The organism is Paenibacillus sp. 7516 (assembly GCF_002272715.1).
GTDB classification, from domain to species: domain Bacteria; phylum Bacillota; class Bacilli; order Paenibacillales; family Paenibacillaceae; genus Paenibacillus; species Paenibacillus illinoisensis_A.
The window spans coordinates 18,151-40,763 of record NZ_NPBI01000025.1 but is presented as its reverse complement, the minus strand read 5'-3'; the positions used below and the strand labels follow the sequence as shown (position 1 = coordinate 40,763).

General features: G+C 43.8%; 12 protein-coding genes. 1 reads left to right on the top strand and 11 read right to left on the bottom strand.

What is annotated here, in order from left to right; all coding sequences use genetic code 11:
• Position 1 precedes the first annotated feature (1 nt).
• The gene (locus tag CHI14_RS29780) at positions 2-238 is read left to right on the top strand and encodes a hypothetical protein (protein WP_141236722.1); all 237 of its coding nucleotides are present in this window, start codon (positions 2-4) and stop codon (positions 236-238) included.
• A gap of 107 nt (positions 239-345) precedes the next feature.
• On the opposite strand, the gene CHI14_RS22095 is transcribed toward CHI14_RS29780, so the two are convergent.
• The 11 genes from CHI14_RS22095 to CHI14_RS22045 form a co-directional block, all read right to left on the bottom strand.
• A complete protein-coding gene (locus CHI14_RS22095) occupies positions 346-1,068 on the bottom strand; it encodes a response regulator transcription factor (protein ID WP_095291355.1) in 723 nt (240 codons plus the stop codon).
• A 4-nt stretch (positions 1,069-1,072) separates the two neighbouring features.
• Positions 1,073-2,233 (bottom strand): sensor histidine kinase, encoded by a 1,161-nt coding sequence (locus CHI14_RS22090; protein WP_095291353.1) that lies wholly within the window; start codon positions 2,231-2,233, stop codon positions 1,073-1,075.
• 47 nt (positions 2,234-2,280) lie between these two features.
• On the bottom strand, positions 2,281-5,004 hold the full coding sequence (locus CHI14_RS22085; RefSeq protein ID WP_095291351.1) for a stalk domain-containing protein: 2,724 nt from the start codon (positions 5,002-5,004) through the stop codon (positions 2,281-2,283).
• Between the two features lie 324 nt (positions 5,005-5,328).
• Complete coding sequence (locus CHI14_RS22080) at positions 5,329-9,057, bottom strand: SwmB domain-containing protein (RefSeq protein WP_095291349.1); 3,729 nt, start codon at positions 9,055-9,057, stop codon at positions 5,329-5,331.
• Positions 9,058-9,270: 213 nt separating this feature from the next.
• The gene (metK, locus tag CHI14_RS22075) at positions 9,271-10,473 is read right to left on the bottom strand and encodes a methionine adenosyltransferase (protein WP_095291347.1); all 1,203 of its coding nucleotides are present in this window, start codon (positions 10,471-10,473) and stop codon (positions 9,271-9,273) included.
• Positions 10,474-10,728: 255 nt separating this feature from the next.
• The gene (locus CHI14_RS22070; protein WP_095291345.1) at positions 10,729-11,004 is read right to left on the bottom strand and encodes an alpha/beta-type small acid-soluble spore protein; all 276 of its coding nucleotides are present in this window, start codon (positions 11,002-11,004) and stop codon (positions 10,729-10,731) included.
• Between the two features lie 138 nt (positions 11,005-11,142).
• Complete coding sequence (locus CHI14_RS22065) at positions 11,143-11,700, bottom strand: hypothetical protein (protein ID WP_095291343.1); 558 nt, start codon at positions 11,698-11,700, stop codon at positions 11,143-11,145.
• A 93-nt stretch (positions 11,701-11,793) separates the two neighbouring features.
• On the bottom strand, positions 11,794-14,358 hold the full coding sequence (locus CHI14_RS22060; protein WP_095291341.1) for a DUF4352 domain-containing protein: 2,565 nt from the start codon (positions 14,356-14,358) through the stop codon (positions 11,794-11,796).
• Positions 14,359-14,554: 196 nt separating this feature from the next.
• Positions 14,555-17,467 carry an S-layer homology domain-containing protein gene (locus CHI14_RS22055; RefSeq protein WP_212677017.1) on the bottom strand — a complete coding sequence of 971 codons (2,913 nt, stop codon included), beginning with the start codon at positions 17,465-17,467 and terminating at the stop codon, positions 14,555-14,557.
• 559 nt (positions 17,468-18,026) lie between these two features.
• On the bottom strand, positions 18,027-18,368 hold the full coding sequence (locus CHI14_RS22050) for a hypothetical protein (RefSeq protein WP_095291337.1): 342 nt from the start codon (positions 18,366-18,368) through the stop codon (positions 18,027-18,029).
• Positions 18,369-18,573: 205 nt separating this feature from the next.
• A complete protein-coding gene (locus tag CHI14_RS22045; RefSeq protein WP_095291335.1) occupies positions 18,574-22,458 on the bottom strand; it encodes an S-layer homology domain-containing protein in 3,885 nt (1,294 codons plus the stop codon).
• Positions 22,459-22,613 lie beyond the last annotated feature (155 nt).

Sequence of the window (22,613 nt, the reverse complement as noted above, 5' to 3'; positions counted from 1 at the left end):
AATGAGCAACCATGGCAACTGCACCTCCTCGGAAGGTCATGCTCACCCATGGCGAACATCCCTGTATACGACAGTATATGCCGTACTCCCGAAAGGGTTACACCTGCACATTGCAAGCGCCATATTTCTTTCTAGTGATTTCGTCAAGGAAACGACAGGCCAAGTCATTCGTCCACTCATTCATACCAAGGTTGAACATTTGTTCCTTGCGGTTTCACTCTCTGTTCTTATGCAGTGATAAAGTCCATTAACCCGCAGACCAATCCGGGCAATCGGGAAGGGTGCGAGTGAACAGAGATCTATAGTACCGTTCTTATTTTAAAAAAATGAAATCTTATACTTATATTAGAGCGTAACCCAACCATACTTGATGGAGTTGATAACGGCTTGTGTACGGTCGTCCACTTCCATCTTCTGCAGAATGCTGCTGACATGGTTTTTCACCGTTTTTTCACTGATGAACAGGAATTCACCAATCATTTTGTTACTCTTACCTTCAGCCATCAGACGAAGCACTTCTGCTTCACGACGAGTGAGCGGGTTGTTATCGCCAGCGACAAATTTAACCCCAGCTTCTTTTGAAGCACCTTCGCTCATCGCACCTGTTTCATTAAGATACGTCATACGACGCAGCTGCATGATCAGTTTGCCTGTTACTTTAGGGTGAATGAACGCATGCCCCTCATGAACGGAACGAATCGCATTGATTAGGGATTCAGCCTCCATATCCTTCAGCAAGTATCCGTTGGCACCTTTACGCAAAGTCTCAAATACATAACTTTCATCATCATGAATGGAGAGAATAATGACTTTAACGTCCGGGAACAGCTCACGCAGTTTCTCCGTCGCTTCAACCCCGTTCTCCACAGGCATGTTGATATCCATCAGAACGATATCCGGCTTCTCCTGGTTGCAGAATTCAAGCACCTGAATCCCATCGCCACATTCGCCGATGACCTCAATATCGTCCTCCATATTCAAAATGCGTTTTAGCCCTTCACGGAACAGCTGATGATCGTCAGCCAAAAGAACTTTAATTGATGTATTACCAGTATCACGGTTTTCCATCCTGCTACTCCTTTCCCTTATCCACGTTTGTCGGGATATGAATCACGATTTTGGTTCCTTGATTTTCTGCGGATTCAATCTCTATTCTGCCTTCCAGCAGTTCAACCCGTTCTCTCATCCCAATCAGACCGAAATGGTTGTGATCCTTGCTTTTCTTCGCAAGAAGCTCCGGTTTGAAGCCAAGCCCATTGTCCTGAACGACAATTTTAACGAGCTGAGCCTGGTATGTAATTTCCACTACAACATGAGTGGGATAAGCATGCTTTGCAGCATTGGACAGACCCTCCTGCACGAGACGGTAGATTGCAGCCTCCATTGCAGAAGACAAGCGGTGTTCCTTGCCTCTTGTTTCAAAAATCGAGCGGATTTTTGTTTTTACTTCAAAATCCTGCACGTATTTCCGAAGCGTTGGAATCAATCCCAAGTCATCCAGTGCCATAGGACGCAAATTGAATATTACTTTTCTCATTTCTTCAAGACTGGAACGAACCTGGCCTTTCAAATCTATTATTTCGGCCTGGACCATCTTAAAATCCTGCTTAATGAGCATTCTTTCTACAATTTCCGTCCTAAGTACTAGATTGGCGAGCATCTGCGCAGGCCCGTCATGTATCTCACGTGCAATACGCTTCCGCTCTTCTTCCTGGGCCAAAATTATTTTCAAACCAATCATTTGTCGATTCTTGGCGGACTCAATGATCCGGGTCACTTGACCCAGCTCACCCGACAAGTACTCCAGTACGACCCCCATTTGCGAACCAATCGTTTCGGCACGCTCCACAGAAGCCTCCACATTTTTGGCACGCTTCTGCAGATCATCCCGACGGGCCTTCAGATACATTTCCTTCTCACGATAAATCATCAGGTCCAGCTGCAACTGCGTCGCTTTCTCATACGCCTGCTTGATATCATGCTCGGAATAACGGACGAAGTCACGGCTAACCTCAGTCAGACGGATCCGGGAGCGGCGGTAGTTGAGCTCCAATTGATCTACTTTCTCGATCGTTTCCGCCGTCTCCTTCAGAACCGACTTCAACTCCTCATTCAGAGTTTTTAGCTCCTCACGGGTTGAGTCCATGATTTCGAACATTTGATATTTGCTGTTTTCCATGACTTGTATGGCGTTTTTAATGACGCGGTCTATGGCATCGGCTTGTAAATCCACGTTAGTTCGACTCCATTTCTATCGTTTCCGGTATATATCATACCATATCACGATGAGATGGTAACGGTCTTCGTTTTCTGTTCCCATTTTACAGTCAATCCAAGCTGCTCGGAAACGAGTCGAAGCGGGACTAAAGTCCTACCTCCAGATACATATGGGGCTACTGTTGCGCTCTGTCTTTTTCCATTCAAGATGAATTCTTTCTGTCCCACAACCAGATCAATCAGTTTCCCGCCGCGAATAACGGTGATCCGCTGATTTTTGCTATCCCAGCTTGCCTGTCCGCCAAAGGCATCCAGTACATGTTTGATTGGGACATATGTTGTACCATTTTTCAGTACCGGTGCTGCATCAATTGCCTTTTTCGTTCCGTTCACGGTCATCGACTTCTGCCCAAGCACCAGGGAAGCTGTTCCTGTAGGCAGTCCTACTTCACTGGATTTCGATGGCATGGTGAAGGCAATGTTATCAAATGCAACGGTACCTGTCATGGCGCGCTCATCCTGGCCCTCTTCTACATTGACTACATAGACACGTTTGAGCTTGGCTGGATATGCAATGTTCAGACCACTCAGGTCCACGTTCACATTTTTCCACCCGCTCCAGTCAATGGCCTTCGCAAGATCGGCATATACGGTTTTGCCATTGGCATCCGTAAACTCTGCACGGAGCCAGTTCAGGCTCTTATCACCCATTACATCCATCGACATGGACGTTGCGGCTGAAGATACTTCTCTGCCTGTTGTCCCGTTCAATTGGGCATAAGCATACATTTTCCCTGTACCTGCAGTCATGTCGTAGCTCAGCTGCAGCACTTTGGAGCCAGCCTTTTCACCTGTACCCGCCGTTACGGCTGCTGAACCAGTTACGCCAGTGGCATTCGTTGTAAAGTTGATTGGATAACTCACATTCTCGAAGTTCTCCCAGGTGGTTTCGCTGTCAGCAGCCGTAAGAACAACGACCGTACTGTATCCGTCATAACGACCGATTGCATATCCAACCTGTGCTCCTGAATTTACAGAAGATACCGTTAATTGATCGCCAGCCACTTTACCTTTAAAACCGATAAATTCCCATGTCAGTGAATCAGCCGGAACGCTTACACTTTGCCCATCTTTCGTCTTCGCAGTCACAGGGATGGACATGGTCGTTCCCGCTTTCAGCGAACCAAGACCAGAACCCGCAGTTAGAGAGGACAGCTCGCTTCCACCGAGCACCGTTACTTTAATGGCAGAAGATACTCCGTTGCTTGTTGCTGTGAGCGTAGCCGTTCCTGGTTTAACACCCTTGATCACACCATTACTTACGCTGACGATACCATTGTTGCTTGATTTCCAGGTCAGCTTGATGTCTCCGGTCGCAATCGGGTTGTAATACGTGTCATACCCTTTGGCTGAATACTTGCCCTCTTGTCCTACCAGCAGCGTTTGGCTGCCACTTACAGCGAAGCCTTTCAGCTTGCCTTCCGGAGCCGTAGAGAATACGCCGAGCGTGTTTACGACCTGACGCTGCTCTGTACCATATTCCGTGTTGAAGGTCAGACTTGCATTTTCTTCCCCAAGCGGACGTGTCACCATGGTGGTAGAGCCGCCGCCGTCCAGGTTCATGCCTTTCCATACGCCGATACTGGTCATGAAGGATTGCAATTCAGTCAGCGACATGCCGCTGCTGTTACTGTTTTTCTCAGCCGCAATAATATAGACATATCGACCATCCTGAGAATAACCTACCGCTGTTCTCGCACGAATACCTCCAATACCGGAAGAGGCGATATCACGGGAAAACGTTGCAGCTTTACCTCCATTGACAAGAATGGTATGACCACCAATCATCATGTCGAGGTTACTTGGGTCAACGGATTGCCCCGTTGTTTTGGCTACGAGCTTGTAATCCGCGCTAAGCGTCTGTCCCACGGAGAGGTGAGTCATGATCCAGGTAGCCGCTGTTCCGTGTGCACGCAAAATGTACCCGTCTTCAGGTACCGTCATGTCCAATGCCTTTTTGTCGGAAATTTGTGTGATGACGCCGTTCTGCACCGGCACCTCTGTCGGTGTGGTAGAAGGGTCATTCGGGCGTTTGGTTGATGTCCAGGCTGATGTATAAATATACATCGAGTTGGCATGACTATATTTGACCGAGCCTGACTCTACCGTGTAATCCTCCTTATTCATTCCGCGCAGAGCAAACGTTGAACCGTCATCGGCCTTCACTGTACCGTCGAAAGAGTATTCGTCGATCATCGGTTTGCCATCCTTGGTCACGGTGAGGGCATACATGCCCGTCAGTTCCGAAGGTGTGGAGATCAGAACACCGTCTGAGACCTGTCCACCAATTGGAGCAAGCTCCCCGGATACGTTAAAATAATCACCGTTCACGGCAGCAACTGCACCGTTTTCCTTGGCCATGCCGCCTGTGCTTTGTTTGCTGTTCAAGTTGCCGCCCTTACCAGTCATCACATCGAGTTTCACATAAGGGTTTTGCAGATCTACCTGAATTACGTCTGCCAGCACATTCACTTTCGAGCCGGATCTTGTGGTTGTATATTTGTATTTCATGAGCTTCGCGCCGGAAGTCAAAATTTCCTCACTTAATTTGCTTGTACTTGTAGATGCCGCAGCAGCTACCGACTGCCACGTCGTTCCCGACCAGACCTGCTGCCCTGCTCCCAAAACCGGTGCAATCCAGATCACACCTGCCAGTGTCACAATTGCCCATTTCTTCGCCTTGCTGCCCTTCACGTCTTCCAGCGGTTTCCCGTGTTTCCCCAGCATGTTTGAAACGTCTCTCCCATCTTGTATATCAATCTTAGACATCACGTGTCCTGCCGCCAGATGGCAGAGAACAGCCGGATCCCTAGTATACTCTACTATTAATAGACTGCTTTTCGTGGAAAAAGTTACGCCCGCAGCCAACTTTGAGGGTATTCCGCACAAAAAAAGACCCCAAGCATGGCATGGAATTGCCACACTTAGAGTCACATGTTAAATAGTAGATTATAGTTTATACTGCTACTAACTTGGAAAAAAAGAGAAAATCAATTCGTCAAACTGTCACTCTCCACATTAACTAGATAAAACAGTCTAATTCCACTCGGATTACAGATAACCCAATTTGTTCAGGACACGTTTCAACATTACTGCTGCTTGTGCACGAGTTGCATTACCTTGTGGTACAAACGTCTTCGATGTCATTCCCTGAATAATGCCTTCCTGTACGGCCTTAGCAACAGACTCCTTAGATTGAATTTTGTTACTATCCTTAAACTTGGACAGTGTTGATGCTGCCGAAGTTTTGAGTACGGTTGGCTGACCTGCATAATCCAAAGCCCGAACCATCATGATGGCCATCTGCTCACGAGTCAAGAGGCTATCCGGTTTGAAAGTACCGTCCGTATTACCCGTGACGATACCCGCTTTAGCCGCTGCACCAATATATGCACCTGATATATCACCATAACGAACATCTTTGAATTGTTGAGCACTAGTATAGTCGCCTGGCAGCCCCAACCCTTTTGCCACTAAAGTAGCAAATTCTGCTCGTGTTATTTGCTGATCAGGAACATACAAGGTTCCATTTTGTCCATTGATAATCCATTTTGCAGACAGCTCACCAATGACGTCCTTAGCCCAGTGTGAAGCAGTATCCCGATATGAAACGGGATGGGATGCAGCCACAATAGCCTGATTGCCTTTCAGCTGTCCTGTTATAATAACCGCTCCAGTTGCATTGGAGAAATGATGAGGAATATTAGCCAGAGCTGAAGTACCCTGATCAATGTAGACGAGACCCGTGGCCGGTCCTGTTGTCGTTGAAGGCAATCTGAGTGCAATTGAACTCTTCACCAGTTGTTCTGCACGCTGGCCACTATAGCCATTATATGCTGAGAGATAAACATCCGTAATGTCAGATACTCTTTGTGCTCCGGCGGATGCAAGCATACCATCCATTGTACCAGAGACCGTTACAGGAACCGATTCGAGTTGAACATAAAAGTATGATGAGCCCGAACCTGCGTTCACGCTTTGCGCAATACTGGAAGGCTTCAAATCTGACAAAGGCACTGACCACAGACGATCACCATATTTCACCCCAATAAATGAAAAACGTTCACGGGAAGCGATTTCTGTTAGCGTGTCTATTGGGAATCCTACATAAGCTGATGCTTCTGTTGCAGGAACTTCAAATACGACCATTCGACTTGAATTGTTGCTTAGGCTTGCATATTGAAAAGCCTGATTTAGCTTGCTAGCATCCACATTAAACTGACGGGTAGAGCGACTATTGCGTGACTGGGCGGAAGTTGTTGTCGCTGCTTCCGTGCTCATGACATACATGGACTGGTTAAAAGCCGATGTGTCCGATACGGTTAGCCATGATGGCAGGTTGCCACTTAAACTTCCAGTATTGGTAGTTGAACCTGTGCTTTGAGTCTGACTAATCGATAAAGGTCCAAACGCCTCAACAATGACGTTATCAAGCGTACGCAGCGGGATTATCCCCGGTGCATAACTTACCGTTCCTGTTTGTCCGTTGGTGCCCGAGCTGGACAACTTCAGAGTTAGTGTTGTACCAGTTGATGCTGCAGAAACCACACTTACCTGTGAGCCTCCCAACTGTACACCGAATTGAGATGGGGTAAGCAGCGTCTGTGACTGTAGAGATTCTCTAAAAGTAATAGTTACGGTATCCCCTTGCAATATAGCTGATTTCACCATACCATTACCCGCTGTGTAGCTTACAGGTGTTAAGTTGATATAACCAGCAGGATTCCCGTTTAGGTCTGTCAAACGCAATGCACCAGGTACATAAGAAAGTGTTACATTCTGGTTCGTGCCTACGGCTGAAGCCAAAGTCAGCGTGACGGTTTCATCTTCAATATCCGTGTCGTTTACAAATAAAGGTTTACCATCTACAAGGACAGAATACTGGCTTTTTAACGGTTTGTTGGTTGTTCTAAGTGGCTCGTTATAACGGATCCATAGCTTGGAGCCACTTATTTCGGCACTCTGAAATTCAGGCGCCTTGGTATCGATGCTATTCCGAACATAGAAGCCGCTGAATCCCGCAAGAGCTTGTCCCCGACTGTCTTTTACAGGAGAAGAGCCAGGTGCATACGAGACACGAACCACTTCCCCATCGGTAATGGAACGACTCAGATTCAATGTCACCATTGAACTATTAGTTAAGGATATGCTGTTAATTCCTACCGAAGACTGGTTTGCAGTCACACTGAATTGTGACACCGCATCACTGGAGTTGATATATACTGTCTCAGGGTAGTATAGATTAATTGTACTGTAATATACAGTACCTTCCCGTGGTTTGGACATGACGGAGTCCAGTGTATTTTCCACATCTCGTGCTGCAAACGAAGCAGCCGGGTTCAGGGAAGTATCCTGTATAGGACGCAGTCCAGGCGTATACCCAATCCGGACAACCTGCCCTACAGCTACACCTGTATCAAGTACGACATATACGCTATCTCCTGATACATATGCAGTGCTGACATTACGTGCTTCCCCATTTACTGTTACGGTGAAGCTGCTATAAGCTGGATTCGCACTGAACAAACTTTCATCGTAAGTAAGTCGAATCGTATTGTTACTATACATCTTAACTGTTTTGAGAACCGGGGCTGTAGTATCTCTGCTAAGCGTCTTAAAGCCCCATGAACTGCTACCTGTCAATCCTGTAAAGAGGTTACCAGCCTTGTCCCTAAACACGTTAGCAGGAATATCCACATAATAATTCGTATTGCTTTCCAGTGTACTCTGCGGAACAATTCGCAGCTGTCTATTGTTTGAAGTGCTAATGGTTGTTGTTGCGGCTACGGTTCCACCATTGGCCTTTCTCAACGTTGCATTGCCTGGATAATTGGTATCAAGCTCTTTATTAAATGTAACCGTTAGTTCTCCCGTCAAAGGTGCATTCGTCGTACCGTTCGTTGGGGAAACAGATGATACGGTGAGAGCAGTAGGATCCGAAATGACGCCAAAACCCCACTCAGTTCCTGTAATTCCACTGGTGTCGTTCCCCAGTTCATCTCTTAAAAGACCTTCTGGCATAACAACATAATATGTGCTGCTGCTATTCCAGTTTTTCTCTGGATCAATCACAATGGAATTCGTCCCCAAACCATTAACACGTGGAGAACCTGCATTCACAGGTATTTCCTCATATAATGTAGTCCCTTGAAAAATCTGCAGTTTCCCAGCACCTGCAAAAACCTTTTTATCAAATGTCATCGTTATATTAGATGAAGGTGATACCTGCATCGCTGCATTCGCGGGAACCTTCTCTACTAAGGATGCTGTGCCTACACCTTGTGTATGGAACGTCCATTCTTTGCTAAGTCCATTGAAAGCAGTATTATTCTCATCCGCGTAAACAAATGAATTTTTATCGATTTGAACATAATATGTTCCTCCTGGCAGAGGTGCATGATTAATGGTCACTTTTCTCCCTAAATCCGGAACACTGGCGTCATCTGGTGTAATGCTAATATTACTTGATTCCGTTGGGTCCACTAAGATAGGTGGAATAACCTCCGAATCATCTGACACACGTTTTATTGATATGTATCCACTGGCAGTCCCCGCTGCTTTTCGAACAGGTTGGCCAAATTCGATCTCCAATGGGGCTGCTCCATTTACGTTCTTCTCTCCTGTTACAGGTAACGTTGCCGTGACCCCTAACGTAGTTAAGTCATCTGCTGCATAAGCAGTGTTTTCCACTCCAAGCAGACCTGTTAGCCAACCTTGGGCAGTTAATAGCACGATTAAAAGCCCGATTGTACTCTTCTTGGCCATTCTTTTCAAACGCACCAATTCGTCCCCCTCATCTTATATTTCTTCTCCTGTCTAATGAACAGACCTCATTATGTATGTCGGTTAGAACAGACATTTTATTTAGCCAAAAGGGAATAAAAGGAATCTAAATTCGTTTATAAAACCTCCTACTTAGCCAACTACTTATGTACGCAAAAAAGCCCCTGATTCCTGATCGGAACCAAAGGCTTTGATCTATCGCAATTAAACTTACAGACCCGCTTGAGCTTTCAAAGCATCTGCTTTGTCCACTTGCTCCCAAGGTACATCCAGATCTGTACGGCCGAAGTGACCGTAAGCTGCCGTTTGTTTGTAAATTGGGCGGCGCAGATCCAACATACGGATGATGCCAGCCGGACGCAGATCGAAGTTGCTACGTACCAACTCAACCAGCTTCTCTTCGCTGACTTTGCCAGTTCCGTATGTATCCACGTTAATCGATACCGGGTTGGCTACACCAATCGCATAAGCGAGCTGGATTTCCACTTTGTCTGCAAGACCTGCAGCAACGAGGTTTTTCGCTACGTAGCGAGCCGCATAAGCAGCGGAACGGTCTACTTTTGTCGGATCTTTACCGGAGAACGCGCCACCGCCGTGACGTGCATAACCGCCGTAGGTATCTACGATGATTTTACGTCCAGTCAGGCCTGCATCTCCTTGAGGTCCGCCAATAACGAAACGTCCTGTTGGGTTGATGAAATATTTAGTCTGCTCATCCAACAATTCAGCCGGAACAACAGGCAGGATAACTTGTTCTTTAATGTCTTTTTGGATTTGCTCAAGGGTAGTCTCTTCAGCGTGCTGAGTGGATACTACAATTGTATCGACACGAACTACTTTGTCGCCGTCGTATTCGATCGTTACTTGAGTTTTACCGTCCGGACGGAGGTAATCCAGTGTACCGTTTTTACGTACCTCAGCGAGGCGGCGTGCAATACGGTGGGACAATGCGATTGGCAATGGCATGAGTTCTGGTGTTTCATTCGTTGCAAACCCGAACATCAGACCTTGGTCACCCGCACCGATGTTTTCTGTTTCGCGAGCGACTTGAGCCGGATCACGGTTCTCCAGTGCTGCGTTAACCCCTTGCGCGATATCCGCAGACTGCTCGTTTAGAGAAGTCAGAACGGCACAAGTGTTGTAGTCAAAACCATATTTGGCACGTGTGTACCCGATTTCCTTAACCGTATTACGTACAATGGCCGGAATGTCTACGTATTCAGAAGCTGAACTGATTTCACCGATGACAAGCACTAAGCCTGTAGCCACGGAAACTTCGCACGCTACGCGAGCGTTTGGATCATTCGCCAGAAACGCGTCCAATACGGCGTCCGAGATCTGGTCGCAAATCTTATCCGGATGTCCTTCGGTTACAGACTCCGATGTGAATAGATGTCGGCCTTTAACAGACATGAAGTTTCAACCTCCCATAACTAGTAGTATGGCGATTGCCCGAACAAAACATTTACGGTGATTCGTTCACTGTACCCTCGAAAGCTTTCCGGGCGGAATAAGGACGCAGGGTCCGCAGTTACGAAGATAAGGATTTTTCAGGTAATTGCCTTAACAAAAAATCAACCTTTTCCTCCTGGAAAAGGTTGCATACCTCAAATGCCATCTTATCGCATTTGTCAAGCCGTGTCAAACCAAGTCGGATAAGGAAAAACCTTATAATAACTGCTTTTCTGCCTGACGAATCAGCCTTTTCGTAATCTCGCCACCAACCGATCCGTTCTCACGGGAAGTCAGATGGCCCCAGCCTTTGTATTGACCATAGGAATGATCACTCACAGCTCCCAGCTCAGAACCAAACTCGGTATCTGCACCAGCAAGGGCATTTTGCCCATACCCTACATTCAGACCAAACTCGGCAGCAATCTCATATTTCATCTGATCCAGCATCTGACGACTTTCCGGTACCACTCTGCGGTTACTTCTAGCCATGATTCCTGCACCTCCGTTAATTGGTTTTGTACAATTATAGAGTGAGCAGGAACCCTGATGGCTAGCCGTATAAATGTTTGTTAGAACTGGTTAATCTACACATATGAAAATGAATAAAAATGCGCATAAATGCTTAACCTATTTCAAAGAATATCCGCCGCGAACCATAACTGTCAGGCTGTACTTGTTACCATCCAATACCGTTATACCCCGTCCATCCCTTGGAAAAGAGAGCAGGTGATTGGTTGGCGCTGCCTGTCCATTCGTCAGGTCAACCCCGTCCGTCAGATCAGCTACACCGTTCGTACCTTCACTGACGATAACTGCCTTGCCGCTGCGTACAATGAACTCCGCGCCAGATGCACCGATCAGCTGTTGACCCGGCTTCACGGTAACAATCTCTACCGCATCAGATGCTCCAGATACCACCGGTGGAAGCGAGGTGTCACCACCTGTGCTGCCTGTCCCTGTAGATCCGCTATTATTGCCTGCGGAGCCTCCCGAGCCGGCATTAGTACCTCCGTTTAAAGCCTTTTGAATTTGTTGATCTACATAACTCTTTGTCACAACTGGATCATCCGCTGTGCCTGGTTGACTTGTTCCTGCACCGATAGCTGTGTTGCTGTATACAGACCCAACCCACACGCCAACACCGATAGCCAGCGCAGCTAGGGATACTTTTATATAAGGTTTCATTAATGATTGTACCTTCCCTTCTATTAAAACAATCTACATATATTTGTCGTCATTTTCTATCATATCTTTAATAGAAAGATTTAACAACGATGCTTACTCCAGGATTTGTTCAGCACCTGGTAGATTGCCGACGGCTGGAACAAAGCCCATCGCCTGTGTTGCCAGTTTAATCCGTTGACCTTGGAACTCATCATATATGGCAATGGTATAAGCTCCACTGCGTCGATCTTCAAAAACAACATCCTGAATGGTCCAATTCAAAAATTGATTGTTACCTTCTTTCAAGTCTTTATCAAGCACAATTTCTTTGTCGAATACTTTTCCAGTAGGTTCAATCAGCTGCACAATAAGTTTGTGTTCACTTTCCGGCAAGTTCAATTCATTATTTCGTACAGCATCGTAGTTCCATGAAAGGTTAACTGTAGAGCCACCGCTAAGAGAAGCTTTGAAATCTCTAGTTTGAATGATATAAGGATAAACATCCACATTTTTAATTGTTGTCAATGTAGGCTCTTGATCAGGTTTGAGTTCGAACGATGCTGCATCCACATACCCTTTGCCAGCAACCGCTCCCTCTTTATCTGTGGTTTCTCCCCCCACAGTCTCACCAATCAACAATCTCATATCAGAGACAACCGTCTTCCTTGGAATTTTGGACCACATGGTCACTAATGCAGAATCACCTGGTCCTGCTGGATAATCAATCTGCTTAACCGTTGTTTTATAATACTCACCATTCTTCGATTCGTAATATCCCGTTAATTTGGCTAGGTCAATCTGCCGATCCTCAACGTTCTTCACCTGGAGTTCCGTGTATACGATATCAGAAGATGTCCCGGGGTAGATCAATGTTCTCTTCACTTGGAGTTCGGATTTCTTTCCAGGCGTATTCAACGCATAGTTGGACCCCAACTCTACTTGCGGTACCTGCGGAAGCTGACCGATGTGAGTCAGTCTGATCAATTCAGATGTGTTCTCGCCCACTACTTCAGACAGTGCCACTTGTAATTGAGCTACATCCAGATTGGTAGGTAACGATGTTAATAGATGTACATCAAGCGACATGCCTGGCCCAAGCAAAGCTGAGTTCTGACTAATTAACAATTGAGTATCTGCTATATCTGCTGAATCTATCGATAACATCCCTTTAAGCTGCGGGAGTTTAAGAGTATTGGTTGAAACATTGCGTAAAGTAACTCTTGCGGATAAAACATCCGCGTTGTCCCAAGGAAGACGCTGAACAGAATTCCATGTGACTCCCAATGTTCCATTCTCAATCTGAAGGGTACTCTCTGTACCAATAGATTGCTGCATGGAAGTAGCTTTCGGAAGAATGTACGTTCCCGCAGGATACGAAAATTTAATTTCTTTGCTTTCTGTACCCTCGTTGTCCTCAGCTTTTGGTGTATTCATAACCAACTTCAGTGTTCCATCGGCTTCATCGTAAGGCAAACTAAATGTCAGACGAACTAAGCGCTCTTCATCTGGTTTCAATTTCAAATTATCCAGTGCCTTGGTAGACAACGGATAATCATTCCCTTTTTTGTTTTGAACCGAGAAATCATATTTGGGTACGGAAACTTCCCTTGATCCCGTGTTTTTAAATTTGAAGTTGACTGTATAGTAGTTATTACCATGAGTCTGACTGACACTGACATCCCCCACACTCGTAGCCATCTTGCCCTTGTTATCTTCGAGCGTTATGGTATGGACCTTTCCAACCTTAACTTCTGTATTCTGCAACGAGGTTGATTTCGGCATTTGCATCGTCGCAAGTGGAATAACCGATTTCTCGGCTTCGTTCTCTTGTACCATAATAAGCTCAGCCCCATCCAACTTTACTTTCTTGGGAACAGTTGTTATATAATTGATGCTTTTGGACTCTTGAGGCTGTACGCTGTAAGATGTATCGTTCGAATTTAGATTAAGGGGATAGCTGCTGCCACCTTTTGTTCGCAGAACCCACTTCACATTCGGATTCTCCAACCCTTTATAACCAACGTTATGCAGATTAATTTTCACATTTGCATAGTTGGATGTGTCCGAGGCAGAGAATGTCTGTAGGCCTTGAACTTTAATTTTTACCGGAATATCATTGATCCGTACCTTTTTGACTGTATTCACTGGGGTAGCCACCGTGTACGAGGCAGGAATATTGATTTTCCCCAGAATGCTTTCATAATTTGGCTTACTGAAGTCCCATTTCACAATTTCAAAATTCAGATTGCTGAGCTGCACGTTTTTCCCCACAGTCGTCACATATGTAACGGATAAGGTAGAGCCAGCAGCAACACTCTTTTTCTCTGCATCTTGCGTCAACAATTTAGATGTATAACTTGTTCCACCTTTACTTCTAACCTTTGTCCAGTAATCAACTAACTGCAAGCTTCGCTTCTCATTGTTGGTATATGTGAGGGTGTACGTAATCAACTTGCCTTCGTCTTGATTCAGAACATTGACATCTGTAAGTTTAACACTGCTTTTAGATGATAGCTTGACAGCCGGGATATTAGATAACGTTTTGACAGCTTTTTGAGTTTGAGCTGTATTGCTAGAAGATGTCGCGGCTTGAACCAACAAAACATTATTAAGCCAAGCGGTTTGAGCCAACCCCAGCACGGTAGTTACGACAATGATTTTCTTAAGTTTATTTTTCACTTGAAACCTCCAATATAAGAAATAACCTGTTAATTTGAAATTACTCTACTTATTTAAACGCTTAGATAATTACCATAGTTGCATCAATATCTTTATTCTAGAGCATAATACCAGATTATGTATAACAATAATGATACTATTTAAAACAAATAAAAAAGACCTCCCGAAGGAGGTCTTTTAAGTTGAAATAATATAATTATTTCAGGTTAGAAACGAGATCTGATACATCAAAAGTAGTCAAAGCGTTTTTGTCAGCAGATTTATCTGTGATTGCTTTGGAACCAGCGTTGTTAGATCCGTTGAATGATACGGAAACATAATCAGTAGCTACTGGTGCGTTATTAAATTTGATGTACAATCTGTTAGCGTTAGCAGTATCAATACCTACAGTAAAGTCTGTAGTTTTAGTGTCATTAACTGTTACAGTAAACAATCTCTTAACAGCTGCTTGAGTTACCAAGTCACTGTTGATTTGCAGATCTTCACTTGCTGTAACATACAGATAAGTTGCATCTGTTGCTGAGAATGCAGCAGAATCCTCATCAACTTCAGGTTTAATTTGGTCTTTAACTGGCACACCAACAGTTACATTGTTACCAAATGTATCCTGAGCAGCACCCGCTTCTACAGCGATTTGTCCCGTGAAATCAGCAGCAAGTTTGTTTGCATCGGAGAACGTAAGTGTCAACGTTTTACGATCGTTACTCAAGCTGTAGTTGCTTGGTTTTTTGCCATCTACAGAGAATCCAGCAGGATTTACGTAGGAGATAGCAGCATTGAACTCAACTGTTACAGAAGTTCTGCTAGTTGCATAAGCTGAAGTAGCAGCTACAGAAGAAGAACCAATTGTAGATGTCAACTGATAAGATCCATTTTCAGTAATGTATTCTCCATCAGCATTAGCAATGTAGCTTGCTTTCAGGGTTGAACCATTTCCTACAGTAAGGTTAGCTGGTTTGTTGTCAAGAGAGATACGAACAGTATTAGCAGAAACCAATTCTACATCAGAAGCATAAGTAGTGATTGCTGTTCCATTAACTGTGTATTTCTCAGGTTCCAAAGCGCTTCCTGTACCACTAGTTGCAACATTAGTGTTGTACTCTACGTAAACATATCCATTCGCAAGCCAAGAGCGATCAATTTTACCAACTCTTGCTTCTGCACCATTCACTACAAGTGCGTAAGGCAGCAATGTGTTTGCAATTGTTGAAGTATCTTGAATACCGGATACTGTCAATGTGTAAGTATCATCACCAATAGATTTACCAAGGTTTACACTAACTGTTTTGTTAGTGCTGTTGTACTCAATAGCACCTGTAGGATATCCGTAAGTGTTGATTCCAGTAATGCTAGCAATTTTACCATCTTTATCAGTTAAAACGTAGTTAGAACGTGTTTCAGCAGAAGTTCTGGACACGTCTTTGCTGAATTTCAATGTTGCGATGTAGTTGCCGTTAGCATCTTGAGCAAAGCCAGTAGATACAACTGTTGGACGAGTAGTATCCAACGTTGGTGTTACTGTAGTTGTACGATCAGCAGAGTTATCGCTGTAGTCTCTTACACCTTTAAGTGTAATAGCATTCTCGGACAAGTTCAAGTTGTTAGCAAATGTCAGAGTCACTTTATTGTCAGACACAGAGATACTTGCAGAGTTGGAAGTAGTGTTAGCATATGCGCTAGTTACATTTTTAACTGGCTCATTGAATGTTACTACTACTTTTTTCAGATCCGTAGAAGTTACAGATGTTACTTCTGGTGCTGCAGTATCAACAGTTGCTGTAAATTTGTTATCAACAGGAACAATTGTCAGACCAGAGAAATCTTGAACTTTACTTACTGTCAGCGTGTGCTCGCCTTCAGTCAGGTTAGTTGTCAAGATTACTGTATCTGGGTAGCTGTAGCTTACGGAAGCTGCAACAACATTACCATCTACACGGTAGTTACCAGAAACGGCAGCTTGAGCTCTATCAACTGGCTCACTGAATTTGATTTTAATTGCTTTAGTTCCCAGTGCAGTTACAGATTCAACAGTTGGAATTGTAATATCAGCTGGTGTAAAGCTTACTGTTTGAGAGAATGTTTTTGTAGCATCAGCATTTTTAACGTTAGCAATTTTCAGATCAGTAGCTCTTTGAGAATTCAGGGAACTTCCATCTGCCAAAAGCAATGTTACAGAAGTTTTGTCACTAGACAATGTAGCACTATCGATTGTTTTGTTGGCAATCGTGTAGTTACTCACTTCAGTAGCAGTTGTTTCATCAACAGTGCCGTTAAATGTTACAACAACTTGTTTCAGGTTGTCTGCTTTTACGGATTGTACTGCTTGAGCTACTGTAGTTACATAAGTAACTTTCTCAGTGAACTCTTTATCTTTGTAAGTAAATTTCACTTCAGTTTCTTTGTTAGCTTCAAGAGCTTTATCCAAAGTTACTTTAACAGATTCACCGTCGCTCATTTTGAAAGTAACAACTTTACCAGCTTCAGTTACATCGTAAGAAGCAACTTTCAGGCTTTGCTCTTGATCAACTGCATAAGCAGCGCCAACGAGCAATTCGCGGGAAGCATTGGATTGGAAGTTCAGGCTGGAATCAAGCAATCCTGCATTGATTGCCGCTTGAACATAACCTTTAGCCCATGCGGATGCTGTGTTGTTAGTTTCAGTTGGAACTTCAAGGTCAAGTGCACGAGTCAAGATGGTAGCCATCTCTTCGATTGTTACTTTACCGTTGAAATCGAAGATTTTTTTCTCAGTGTTTTTACCTTCCATGATGCCTGCAGCTGTTACTGCTTCGATGAAAGGAGCAGCCCAGTTTTTAGCATTGTAGTTTTTGTCAGTGTAAGAATATACACCAGTGATTTCTTTCAGGCCGAGCAATTTAGTGATGACTTTAGCGAACTCAGCGCGAGTCATTTCTTTGTTCAGTCCTGCAGTACCATCCGGATAACCGTTGAAGATACCTTTTGCTTTCAATGCATCAAACTGTTGTTGTGGTGTAGTAGCTGTATCACCAAATGCTACAGATGCAAACATCGAGAATGCCATTGCTGTAGACAAAGCTACGGATAAAATTTTCTTCATAACCTTTTTTTCTCCTCCTTGGGTGTTCATAACATGGGAATTTTCTTTAATAGTTTCGCTCGTGTTCCTCATATATTGTTGCACCCCCTTTCCAGAGTCCTGAGCAAGTTAATATAAATGATGTCTGTGAGCTTATCACAGAAACTTGTAAACTAGCTTAAACATAGAATCATACGAAAATAGAGTAGTTTCCTAATCCTACCTAACGTATTATACAATGGGTTACTCTCGCCGTAAAGCAATTTTTTCTAATAAATAGACAAGATTCTTCACGAGGTCAATCTTGGTAAGAGGCCCAATGTTTTTGACTCTACATCTTAAACGCAGTAGATTTCAAAAAGTTGCGGGTTCTGCAAAAAAAGTTTTGAACTTATTTATGTATTGATGCAGTGCGGGTAATTTACTGGGTCCAAAACTTTAAAATCAGTATTATTGTGGTAGCCATAACGGGTTTCTATTGAGTCAGGATTGATCTGAACGTTTATTTATACCCGCTCAGCCTGTACATGAAGCGACAAATTGTCCCAAAACAAAAAATAAAAGGCATTCCGTAAGGAATGCCTTCGTATCCAGTTCTTGCTATATAGACTTAGCGGATTTTCATCGCAAGATCAATGATTTGTGCACGCATCTCTGGATCACTATTCAGTCTCAGATACATATCATCAATTGGTTGTCTGTTTTCACGGTATGTCTTTTCATGCTTCATGGTGGTGTGAGACCATTCAATCAATTCATTCTCAGCGATTACCAATTGGTTATATGCGTCATGGAAGCCAGTCGCTTGCACGAGTCCTTCCATCACTTCCTGGGTTACTTCCTGTGTTTTGCGTGTATCTTCTATTTTCTTTTCCAGAATGACTGCCTGCTTCTCGAACTGTGTCTTTGCCTTCATGTAGCCCAACTGGGCCTTCGAATAAATCGGTTTCATTAGCTAACTTCACCCTCTAGATCATTGTGTATTTACCGTTATTGTATCTTAAACTCTAGCAAATTACAAAAATAGTTATTGGTAAAAAACAGTTTTCTACTATTATAAATAGTGCTCTTCACCAATTCCTTAACATTCAAAAAGACCCGCCCCTTTAGCACAAGGGACAGGTCCTTCCAATAATGCATAAATGAACTTTGATGAATTAGCTCAAGTTTTTAGGGAAAACTTTAGTACTTTTCTTGAGCAGTTCAACAGCAATTTTACCCGCTTCTGCACGAGTCAAATTACCTTTTGGATTGAAATTGTATTGTGGCTTCTTCTGGCCAGGAACCGTTATAGCGGCTCCTTCCATGATTTTAGCCTTTGATACTGCCATGATCGATGGACCTGCATACTTCTCAATGCTGCCTGAATCCAAAAATGCCTTAGCTAGTGAAGCATCCATCTTACTATCATTCGCTGCCAATTTCAGCTTCAGAGCACGAGCAATCATGACTGCTGCTTGTTCACGTGTCAACGGTTGATCCGGTCCAAACACACCATCCGTCAGACCCGTTACAATCCCTGCTCTTGCCGCTGTCTCAATACGGTCGTAATCCCATGTTGCAGAACGCGCACCTGGGACGAGATCCACGAACGTACGATTATTGTCCGAGTTAATTGGCAAATTAAGACCTTTAACCAGCAGTGTCGCGAACTCACCACGTGTTGTCTGATCATCTGTACCAAATTGCTCGAAACGCAAGTTGTTCATAAATCCTTTGGAATAGAGACCATTCAAAATATTACGAGCCCAGTTATGATTCGTTATGTCGTTATAGCTGCGACTCAACTTCATTACTTTATAGTAGCCGAATTCATCAAATGGCACAGTGACCGTATGTGCTTTGGTATCAACCTCACCACCGATATTCTCCCACTGACGAGTTGCTGTATAACGATATACGGTAATTGTAGAACCAGCTTCGTCTACCACGTTAGGATCAAAGGCGAGCGTAAGAGTTCCACGCTGTGATGGGGTTATTTTGCGCTCTGTAGGTGTCTGAGGATTACCAAACAATCCTTCTACGGAGTAAGGCGTCAATCCATTCGTTGGAGCTGCATACGTAGCTGAGCCCAGATCTCCCGACTCACCCAAACCTCCATTAATCCAATAGATATCAGAGATTGCCCCAAAGTTACTTGATGCACTTGTTGATCCAAAGTTAAGCAAGTACTCATCCGGAATACTCCAAGCCGGAGCACCACTATTTTCACCCGTTCCAGGGAAGCCAATAATGTTACCATAGTCATTGCGACGTTCTACAATCCCCGTAGTCGGGTCTGCAATACCAAATAGAAGCTTCGTATCTGGATAGTACTTCGTAATACCTCTTGTGCTCGTGCTTTGCATTACAGTACCTTTTGGGAAACTGAGTTGAAGTCCCTTGTTAAATACTGTATATTTGGTTGCCACTTTAGGTGCCATGTACTGAGCATCTACACCCACAGTACCTGTGTAGAACACTTCAATGGTATCCGTGTTACTTGTACCAGCGCGTGTGATTGTGATTTTGATTTTATTTTCCTTGTCTTGTTTTAATCCTACATAGTCATATACAAAACGGTTTTCTCCCAAATCTGTACGTTTCACAGCAGGATCTTTACCAATAAGGACTTCTGTTGCACCTTCTGCTTCAATGTCAAAGTGAACAAAGTTTTTGTTCACTACAATCTGATTACCAACCGTTGGTTGTGGAGACAGAATGCGATAGGCACTAACTTCTCTGACAATCTCCAGTTTTTGCGATGTCTTCGCTCCGGTCTCGTTGATCAGCTCCAAGGTGTACACATATGTTCCTGGGGCATCTGCAACCAAATCCTGAATACGCATAATAAAGTCTTTTTGATTACCTGCGAAATCATAAGTGTAGCGTTCACCGGCAAATGTGACCACGGCATTATCTACCGAGTTAACTGGCAAATCAACAGACAGAATATTTTTGGTTCCCATATTTAAATTCATTTTGACTGCACCGCTACCACGCAGAACCAAATCGTAGTTTTTCAAACTAGTCGTGTACTTACTATCATTGTAAATAAACTCAGGCGTCAGATTGAAAATCTGTGCAAGCTGCGGGTTGTCCGCGCTGAATTCTTTCGGTGGAAAACTAGGACGATCTTTTCCCACAGCAGGCTGGAAGTTAGTAATCGTAGATACATTATTATCTACAACATATATCCGTAGCTCTTTGCGGATCTCACGAGCTTGGCCTTTATCATCCTTACCTGTACCTGTCAAAATAATTCTGTTTTCCCCAAAGACCAAAGGTCCGTTCTCTAAGGAAATATTTAGTGTGAAATTGAAGGCGCCAGTAGTTTTATTTAACCAGGTAGGGTCAAGAGTCTCTGAAGTGTTGGTTGATTTAACCTTCACACCGTTAGCAAACACTTCTGCAACGAAATAATTACTATTAATCGTGTCTTCAAAGTCAATGTATTGTCCTTTGACAGCAAGTGTTTTTCCTGCTCCAGAATCCACATTATACGTTTGACCATCAGTCAGATTTTCAACGTAAATATAATTTTTGGATGCATATGAAATGGTAACATCTTTATAAGCTGTTGAACTATCGTAGTTAAAACGAACGGTTTGGTTACCGTTCTTTAATCCAACCACTTTGAAGATATAACTGGTATCTGACACTGTAGCCACATGGTTCACCGTGATTCCGCTTGTCCCGAGTGGAAGGTAATTGGCTTTCAATCCTGTCAACGGATCAGCTGGTTTGCCGTTCGTGTTGACCATAATGTAGAAGTCACCTGAGTCCACTTTAGCACCGTTCAAAGGCTCACCTGTCGGAAGATTAGTGGTCCCACTTCCGCTATATCCCTTGAGATACTTCAGATCAGTAATGACGGTCTGACCTTTCATGTACTGAAAGTCCATATTTTTGCTTATAGTCTTTGTTCCGTAAGTTACGGACAATGTATGATTTTGATCTTCTAAAATCTCGCCATTCGTGCCCTTGTTAAAATTCACAGCATTAATATCAAAAGAAACTAACCAATACGAAGGCGTGTTATCTTTCAGACTTGGAATGAAAACTTCCTCGGTAAAAGTAGGTGTCTCTTTTGTCGTATTGTTGTCAACATAAATTTCAGCGCCTTCACTGAACTTGTTTTTATTTACTTCATCATAAGGAATCAACATTTGCACATGCACTTTAGCCTGGTCCGTATCTTCAGTAAATACGGGTTCTACACCAAGCAAACTTTGTGCATTTCTACTGGAATCCAACAGATCCAACTTCACGATTGGATTTTTCTCATCATAATATAATAGTGAATAGTTGAATGTTAGTGTGTCAGAACCATTTTGTACAACCAGCTTCAGATCATTCACGCCTGGATTCAGCTTAAGCTGCGGTGAGAAGAATGAATAATTTTGTAAAAGCTGTGTTGCCAAAGCTTGGCCATTGTTTACAGACACCGTCACTTTCGTAGCGTTCACAGCTGTACCTTGAAGTGTAATCTCGTCCTTGTTTACTACAATTTGAGTCCCTTCATTAAGGTCCAAGTTATCGGATCCACCTAGTACTTGCAACTTTTCTACGTAGGGCACTTGGTCAAACAAGATGTAGAACGTTTCGGAACGTTCGTTTTGTCCTTGTGCTCCAGTGAATGTGATGCGGTTCATACCCGGATAAAGAGTAAGATTTGCCTTGAAACGATTATCGGGTCTATCTGTATCTAATGTGACTACTGCTGGAGCAACACGTGCAGGATCTTCAACCCAGCGATTTGTGCTTTGGTCCCAGTTCAACAATTGAATGTTTGCACCCAGTGTTGAACCCGTTACTTTGGTATAGGTACCCGTAATCGCTTGTTGAGCATCTGTTACTTTATATACTTTATCTCGTGTTATCTGATTTGCCCCTGCTGTCAATGTCAGATCAACCGTATTTCTGAATTCCGAAATATCGGGAGTAAAATAACTCGTTGGTTTGTCCGCCGCCGATGCGACTGGTGTCAAGCCTGCCGGTATCAACGATACAACCAGTGCCACCATCATCAGCCAAATCATCGGCTTCTTCGTACGCTGCATGCAATCATCTCTCCTCTTTTTAAGTCAGTTACCTCTTATATCGGTGCTTAGGTTCCAATTATTTAGTAAAAACAGCAAATTAAACAAAAAAACCTTATCCATAACGGATAAGGTTTGGGGCTTAGATAATATTCAAGAATTGCAGTAAACGAGCG

Excerpts from the sequence above, each read along its gene's own strand:
- CHI14_RS29780 (WP_141236722.1), top strand. The coding sequence starts at position 2 with ATGAGCAACCATGGCAACTGCACCTCCTCGGAAGGTCATGCTCACCCA.
- CHI14_RS22095 (WP_095291355.1), bottom strand. The coding sequence starts at position 1,068 with ATGGAAAACCGTGATACTGGTAATACATCAATTAAAGTTCTTTTGGCT.
- CHI14_RS22085 (WP_095291351.1), bottom strand. The coding sequence starts at position 5,004 with ATGCTGGGGAAACACGGGAAACCGCTGGAAGACGTGAAGGGCAGCAAG.
- metK (WP_095291347.1), bottom strand. The coding sequence starts at position 10,473 with ATGTCTGTTAAAGGCCGACATCTATTCACATCGGAGTCTGTAACCGAA.
- CHI14_RS22070 (WP_095291345.1), bottom strand. The coding sequence starts at position 11,004 with ATGGCTAGAAGTAACCGCAGAGTGGTACCGGAAAGTCGTCAGATGCTG.
- CHI14_RS22065 (WP_095291343.1), bottom strand. The coding sequence starts at position 11,700 with ATGAAACCTTATATAAAAGTATCCCTAGCTGCGCTGGCTATCGGTGTT.
- CHI14_RS22055 (WP_212677017.1), bottom strand. The coding sequence starts at position 17,467 with ATGAACACCCAAGGAGGAGAAAAAAAGGTTATGAAGAAAATTTTATCC.
- CHI14_RS22050 (WP_095291337.1), bottom strand. The coding sequence starts at position 18,368 with ATGAAACCGATTTATTCGAAGGCCCAGTTGGGCTACATGAAGGCAAAG.
- CHI14_RS22045 (WP_095291335.1), bottom strand. The coding sequence starts at position 22,458 with ATGCAGCGTACGAAGAAGCCGATGATTTGGCTGATGATGGTGGCACTG.